The organism is Aeromonas sp. 602200 (genome assembly GCF_049173895.1).
Taxonomy (GTDB): Bacteria; Pseudomonadota; Gammaproteobacteria; order Enterobacterales; family Aeromonadaceae; genus Aeromonas; species Aeromonas veronii_A.
This window is the reverse complement of the sequence record NZ_JAAKSL010000020.1, coordinates 66,800-73,672: the sequence shown is the minus strand read 5'-3', so window position 1 is coordinate 73,672 and position 6,873 is coordinate 66,800. Positions and strand designations below refer to the sequence as shown.

Sequence of the window (6,873 nt, the reverse complement as noted above, 5' to 3'; positions counted from 1 at the left end):
GTATCGCTGGCGGCGCAGCTGGGTGTCACTGCGACCGACGCGGATGGTTCGGAGCAGGTGACCGGTGTGACGGTGACCCTGAGCGGTGTGCCGGCAGGTGCGTTGATGGGGGCAGGCTGGGTGGCTGGCGCGGTGGCGGGCAGCTACAGCTGGAGCGGTGCGAGCACAGCGGGCGTACCTGGCTTTAGCTTGCCGGCGGACTGGAGCGGGGTCGTGAATGGCAATGTGGCGGGGACCACGGACGAGGGTGGGGCAGACAGCAAGCCCTTTACCGTGACCGTCACTGCAACTAATGATGCTCCCATGCTGACTGTCTCGGATCTGCGCATATCCGAGGAGGGATTACCGGGATCCAATCCAGACAATTCACCCAATCCCGGCGATATTACCGACAGCACCTCGACCCATGCGACGGCAAGTGTGACAGATATCGACAGCAATACCTTTACGTTCACTCTTTCTGCTCCATCTGGCCTGAGCTCTGGAGGGGTACCAGTTGTGTGGAGTGGTATAGGGTCTGCGACACTGGTGGGTTCAGCGGGAGGGATCCCAGTCATACAAGTATCTGTAGATCCGGTTGGTAAATATACCGTCACCTTGCTGGGGCCCATCGATCATGAATTTGGAGACAATAAGGAAGGACTGAAGACATTTACCTTCAACCTGTCAGCCAGTGATGGTGACTTGAGTGATACCAAGCAGGTCAGTGTTGTTATTGAAGACGATATGCCCGTGATCACAGGCATCGAAAGTCTGGAAGTGATGAATGTAGCCGACATCACTACCGGTGGATTGTTTGGCGTCTCTTTTGGTGCTGATGGCCCTCTGGGTACTGGTGGACTGAAACTGACTGGATGGCCTGATTTGGCAGGGATCACCGAAACCTTGTCGACTGATGGCAAGACTCTGGTAGCAACCATTGATGGTAGTGGGCAGCCACCTAAAGTGTTCTATACATTGACACTCAATGACGACAATACTTACAGCTTTGAACTGGTTACTCCCCAGCCAACCCAAACTTTCTCGATCGGGGCACAGTTCGGTGCTGGCGGGCCTGTTGAGACGATCGGAGTTACTGCTGGCGGGATTGGTGTACTGTTCGATGGTCTGCTGTTCAATGGCAGCGTCAATAATCCTCAGGATCTGCCGGGGAGTGATGCAGATAATCTCAACCCGAACAACAATGGTTTCGGGATTAAGAACGGCAACCTGGACAATAACGAAGGGTTCAAGGTATCCACGACTGCAGCCGTTGATGGGCTCTCTTTCAACGTCTACGGGGTTGGCAACACCAATACCAGCACCATACAGTGGGTGGCTTATGCTGCCGATGGCGTGACCGTCGTCGATTCCGGAGAGCTTGTTCTGTCAGGACTCAAAGGGTCGATGCAGTTGGCCAGCATAGAACCCGATGGGGAGTTCAGCCAGCTTTATGTCCGCTTTGTGCTGAATGGCAATGACTCAGTGAGGATCGAGAATTTCGGAGTGATCGACAAGATCACGCCTCCTGATATTGACCTTGATTTCAGTGCTACCTTGACTGATGCCGATGGAGATAAAGCCAGCGCCAACTTTACTGTATCGGTCAAGAGCAATGAGCCTCCCGTCGCGTCCAATATTCTGGTTGTGGGCAGCAACACCTCGGATACCCCCGACACTACCGGGACCCCCGGCACGGATGATGATCACAAGGTGCCCAACTCCAACGGTAGTGTGGATGGTCTGGTTGCAGGCGGTGCTGGTCACGATATTGTGGTGGGGGACATCGGCGGCACCAGTACCAATTTCATCCCGGGTGAGAATTACAATATTGCCCTGGTGGTCGATGTGTCTGGAAGTATGGCTGGAGCACGACTGAATATGCTCAAGGCCTCCCTGACCCATTTGGCCAACCAGTTGAAAGATCATGATGGTGAGATCAATGTCACCTTGATTGGTTTTGCGGCGAATGCCAGCGAGAGTGTGACAATAGTAGGGCTTGATGCCAGTAATGTGAGCAACCTGACCAATGCCATTGATGCACTGGTTGCCAATGGTGGCACCAACTATGAAGCCGCGTTCAATCAGGCCGTGCAGTGGTTCAATGATGGTAGCAAGGCTGCTCCCGGTTACCAGAACCTGACATTCTTTGTCACGGATGGTAACCCGACTTACTACCTCAATGACAGCAATCAGGTCGCCGGACCAGGCAACAGCACCACATTTGAGGTGATCAAGGAGTCGGTGGATGCTTTTGTTTCACTCAGTGCCATCAGCCAGGTCAATGCAATCGGGGTGACCAATGATGTTAACAAGGATTTGTTGAAGTTCTTTGATAACACGACTGAAACGGCAGATCAGTTTTACTCGGCAGGCAGCTTCCTTGACTTGGCCACATTTGGTAGTGGTAGCGGCATAAATGCCGCCTCGGGATGGGTGCTCAGTGGTGATGCTCAGGGATCGCATACTGTTACAAATGGAAGCTTGCGGATCCGGGATGATCGAACCGGTTCTGATTCTGACAGGACAATATTGGCGCTCGCCGTGGCCAATGCCATCCAGGTTTCTGCGGCACAAGCCGGAGCAAGTCTGCAGTTCCAGTATGCCTTGAATGGTGTTAATAGCAGCGACAGCTTCACCTGGAAGTTGGTGAAACTCGAGGGTGGCGTCTGGGATATGCTCAATCCAGTGCAAACGGGCACCATTACTGGCGTTAGTTCATCTGTTTTGACGGCTTACAGCACTATCACAACCGATGGACTGCCTGTCGGGCAATACGGGTTTGTGTTCGAACTGCTCGACAGCTCCAATGACCGGAATGCTGAGGTACGGATAGACAATATCCGGATCGAGCAGGGTTTCAATGCCCCGATCGGCGATGCCCAGATTGTGACCAGTGCCGAGCAGTTGACGGCAGCCCTGACCGAGGGGGATCAGATTACCGTGTTGCTGGGGGCCGGCAATGACGTGGCCGATGGTGGTGTTGGCAATGACATCCTGTTTGGCGATGTACTCAATACCGATACGCTGGCCAGCGAGTTGGGACTGGATCTGCCCCAAGGTTCTGGTTGGCTGGTATTTGAAACGCTGGAGTCCAGTCATGGGTGGACACGTGAACAGACGGTGGATTACATCCGGACCCATATTACTGAGCTGAGTGGGGAGAGTAGCCGCAGTGGTGGTAATGACACCCTATATGGTGGCAGTGGCAACGATATCCTTTTTGGCCAGGAAGGGAACGACACCCTTGTTGGAGGTGTCGGTGATGATTATCTGGATGGTGGTTCTGGTAGCGATATACTCACGGGCGACCTTGGTAAGGACATTCTGATCGGCGGCCTTGGCAGCGATACCATGACCGGTGGTGGGGAGAGTGACACCTTCAAGTGGCTGGCGGGGGATGCGGACGGCAGTATCGATACCATTACTGATTTCACTTTAGGTGATACCAACAATGGTGGAGATGTACTGGATCTCTCGGATCTGCTGGTCGGCGTACCTGCAGTGGGGAACAACGAGGATCTGGCAGCCGTGCTGGACAACTATCTGCAGTTCAACACGACGACCAAGACGTTGACGATAGATCCTGCCGGGGCCGGTGGGAGCCCGGAACTGACCATCCAGTTCCATAACTCACTCGATCTGGCTTCGCTTGGATCCAATCAGGATATCATCAAGCACTTGCTGGATGACGGTAACTTGAAGGTTGATCCGTAACCCTGTCTCGGGGCCGGGCTTGCCTGGCCCCTGTTTTTTCCCCAAGGGGATGGATAAGATAGCGGCAGTAGAGGAGAGGGGTAATCATGCAGTCATTCAACTGGGTCGACATTGATGGCATCCGTTATAGCTGGGATGGGCAGGGGAACATTACCTGCGCAGGCCAGTTTGGCTATCAGGCCTCGATCGCGGGGGATCGGCTGGATGGGATGGAGATTGAGAATGAGGCCGGTGATGTAGCGGGCTCGCTCTATGTTGATTTCGCTACGGCCTCTATCACTTATGTGCCGGTCATGGATACCGAGTCTGCCCATAACATGATTCTGGTTGGCCATCATCAGGGGCAGCAGGAGTATCCGCTGGCCAGTTTTCACTCTCCGTTGTTGCAAGATTTGCTAGGACCATCTGATACCATCCCTTGGTCTGCGATGGAGGAGGATAGTGGTGGCACCAATATTGGACAGGCGGTGCAAGGACACGTTCTGTCGTGGGACTCGTTCCATTTCGATGATGAGGTGTTGGTCTGTGGCGCGGCTCCTGCGCTGGATATGGCAAACCAGAGCCAGGATCCCGGCAGCATGGTCACCATTAGCCTCGATCTGACCAATCAGATACTGGATCAGCTCCCCCCCTTGCACGATATATGAATCCCGTAGCTGCACGGGCATAATGGCCTCAATCTTTCCGATTGAGGTTTTTTTCTATGTGGCGTCCCCTTCTTACTCTTTCCGCTCTGGTTGTCAGTGCTCCGCTGCTGGCGATTGAAGTGCCGCAAGCGCCCCATCTGGTGGTGAGCGGTTATGCCGAGCAGAAGACCGAACCCGATATGCTCACCCTCAATGTGGCGGTGAGTGCACTGGATAAGCAGGGCCTCAAGGCCAAGCAGCAGGTCGATACCAAGGTCGCAGCCTTTTTCAGCCAACTGGAAGGGTTGGGGATCAAGCGCAGCGATGTTGAGGCTGGCAACCTGATGGTCTCGCCGGAATATCAGTATGGCGAAAACAAGAAGCCGGTATTGTTGGGGTATCGTGCTCAGCGACAATTGGCGGTGAAGCTCTATCAGCTCGACAAGTTGAGCCCCCTGATGGATACCGCACTTAAAGCCGGGCTGGAGTCTGTATCCCAGATTGAGTACGGGTTGAAATCGCCGCAGGTCATCAAGGAGCAGGCCCGTCTGAATGCCGTTGAGGATGCCAAAATCAAGGCTGAATCTCTGGCCAAGGCGTTCGGGATGAAGCTTGGCAAGGTCTACAGTGTGGAGTACCGCAATGCTTCGCCCATTACCGCCTACAGCCGCAACCTGAAGGTGGTGCAGGCCATGGCGATGGCTGCTCCCGCGCCGGATATGGCGGACAACAGCTATCAACAACAGCAGATCACGGTAAGCGATAATATCGAGGCTGTTTTCTTGCTGGAGTGATGCCCGTCGTTTAAGTCCAGTCATGAACAACCCCGCCATTTGCTGCGGGGTTTTTATTGCGCATCGATGCAGATATAAAAAAGCCGACGCTCGTGTTTACTTAATCGAGCATCGGCTTTTTGTTGCGCTGGGTTTATCAGGCGGTCACAGCATCAGCCTTGGTCGCTTCAGGTGCCGGGTTGCGGATGAGGTAATCAAACGCACCCAGTGCGGCGGTGGCGCCAGCACCCATGGAGATGATGATCTGCTTGAACGGTACCGTGGTGGCATCCCCTGCGGCGTAGACGCCGGTCAGGGAGGTCGCGCCCTTGGTATCGATCTCGATCTCGCCAAAGCGGGTCAGGGCAATCTCGCTCCCTTTCAGGAACTCGGTGTTCGGTACCAGGCCGATCTGGACGAAGATCCCCGCCACAGCCAGGTGTTTGATCTCACCTGTGGTGCGATCTTCGTAGTCCATACCGACCACCTTGCTGCCATCACCGATCACTTCGGTGGTGCGCGCGCTCATGATGATGTCGATATTGCCCATGGAGCGAGCCTTCTTCTGCAGTACTTCATCGGCACGCAGGGTATCGGCAAATTCCACTACGGTGACGTGTTCGACGATGCCAGCCAAGTCGATTGCTGCCTCGATGCCGGAGTTACCGCCACCGATCACAGCTACTCGCTTGCCCTTGAAGAAGGGGCCATCGCAGTGCGGGCAGTAGGCCACGCCCTTGGTGCGGTACTCAAGCTCGCCCGGCACGTTCAGATCACGCCAGCGGGCACCGGTAGCCAGGATCACGGCACGGCTCCTCAAGGTGGCGCCAGAGGCGAGATCCACGTTCACATATCCATCTTTGCTGATGGCGGCGGCGCGCTGTTCGGTTATCACTTCCACGCCGTACTCTTTGACGTGCTGCTCCAGGCTGGCGGCCAGCTTGGGGCCTTCGGTATAGGGCACGGAGATAAAGTTCTCGATTCCGACGGTGTCCATCACCTGACCACCGAAACGTTCGGCAACGATGGCGGTGCGAATGCCTTTACGAGCGGCATAGATGGCCGCTGCGGCGCCCGCCGGGCCACCGCCTACCACCAGTACGTCGTAGGGAGCTTTCTCATTCAGCTCGGCAGCCTTGCGCTCTGCGGCGCCGGTGTCGAGTTTGGCGACAATCTCTTCCAGCGAGATACGGCCCTGGCTGAACGGTTGGCCGTTCAGGTAAACATTCGGTACCGCCATAATTTGACGCTCGGCAACCTCTTCCTGGAACAGGGCGCCGTCGATCATGGTGTGAGTGATGCCGGGGTTCAGGGTCGCCATCAGGTTGAGGGCCTGTACTACGTCCGGGCAGTTGTGGCAGGAGAGGGAGATATAGGTCTCGAAGTGGAACTCACCCTTGAGATTGCGGATCTGCTCCTGCACGGCTGCATCTGCCTTGGAGGGGTGGCCGCCGCTTTGCAGCAGGGCGAGCACCAGAGAGGTGAATTCATGACCCATGGGGATGCCGGCAAAGTGAACGCGCGGGGCTTGGCCCTGCGGCGCGACACTCATGGAAGGCTTGCGAGCGGCAGTGCCAGAGGTCTGGGTGATCTTGGGGGACATCTCGGCGATCTCGCTGGCCAGTGCCAGCAGCTCTGCAGATTTGTCGCTGTCGTTGCCGGACACGCTGATCTCGATGGGATTGACGATGTACTGCAGATAGGTGTTCAGCTGTTGTTTGAGGTTGGTATCCAACATGGTCGAATTCCTTCTTGTAATGGCGAGTTGGCATTAAATG

The 6,873-nt window shown here is 55.4% G+C and carries 4 protein-coding genes; 3 read left to right on the top strand and 1 reads right to left on the bottom strand.

Annotation, left to right across the window (positions count from 1 at the left end; genetic code table 11):
* Window positions 1-66 precede the first annotated feature (66 nt).
* The 3 genes from G5221_RS19190 to G5221_RS19180 all read left to right on the top strand — a co-directional run bounded on the left by G5221_RS19190 (window position 67) and on the right by G5221_RS19180 (window position 5,116).
* Entirely contained in the window at window positions 67-3,696 is a 3,630-nt protein-coding gene (locus G5221_RS19190) for a VWA domain-containing protein (protein WP_421263730.1), read from the top strand.
* An 86-nt stretch (window positions 3,697-3,782) separates the two neighbouring features.
* Window positions 3,783-4,343, top strand: a complete 561-nt coding sequence (locus G5221_RS19185) for a hypothetical protein (protein ID WP_005337339.1) — start codon at window positions 3,783-3,785, stop codon at window positions 4,341-4,343.
* A gap of 56 nt (window positions 4,344-4,399) precedes the next feature.
* Complete coding sequence (locus tag G5221_RS19180; RefSeq protein ID WP_019446090.1) at window positions 4,400-5,116, top strand: SIMPL domain-containing protein; 717 nt, start codon at window positions 4,400-4,402, stop codon at window positions 5,114-5,116.
* Between the two features lie 136 nt (window positions 5,117-5,252).
* Here the strand turns inward: G5221_RS19180 and ahpF are convergent, their stop codons facing one another.
* A complete protein-coding gene (gene ahpF, locus G5221_RS19175; RefSeq protein ID WP_421263729.1) occupies window positions 5,253-6,833 on the bottom strand; it encodes an alkyl hydroperoxide reductase subunit F in 1,581 nt (526 codons plus the stop codon).
* Window positions 6,834-6,873 lie beyond the last annotated feature (40 nt).

What these genes read in the sequence shown, in the direction of transcription:
- G5221_RS19180 (WP_019446090.1), top strand. Translation starts at nt 4,400, where the DNA reads ATGTGGCGTCCCCTTCTTACTCTTTCCGCTCTGGTTGTCAGTGCTCCG.
- ahpF (WP_421263729.1), bottom strand. Translation starts at nt 6,833, where the DNA reads ATGTTGGATACCAACCTCAAACAACAGCTGAACACCTATCTGCAGTAC.
- G5221_RS19185 (WP_005337339.1), top strand. Translation starts at nt 3,783, where the DNA reads ATGCAGTCATTCAACTGGGTCGACATTGATGGCATCCGTTATAGCTGG.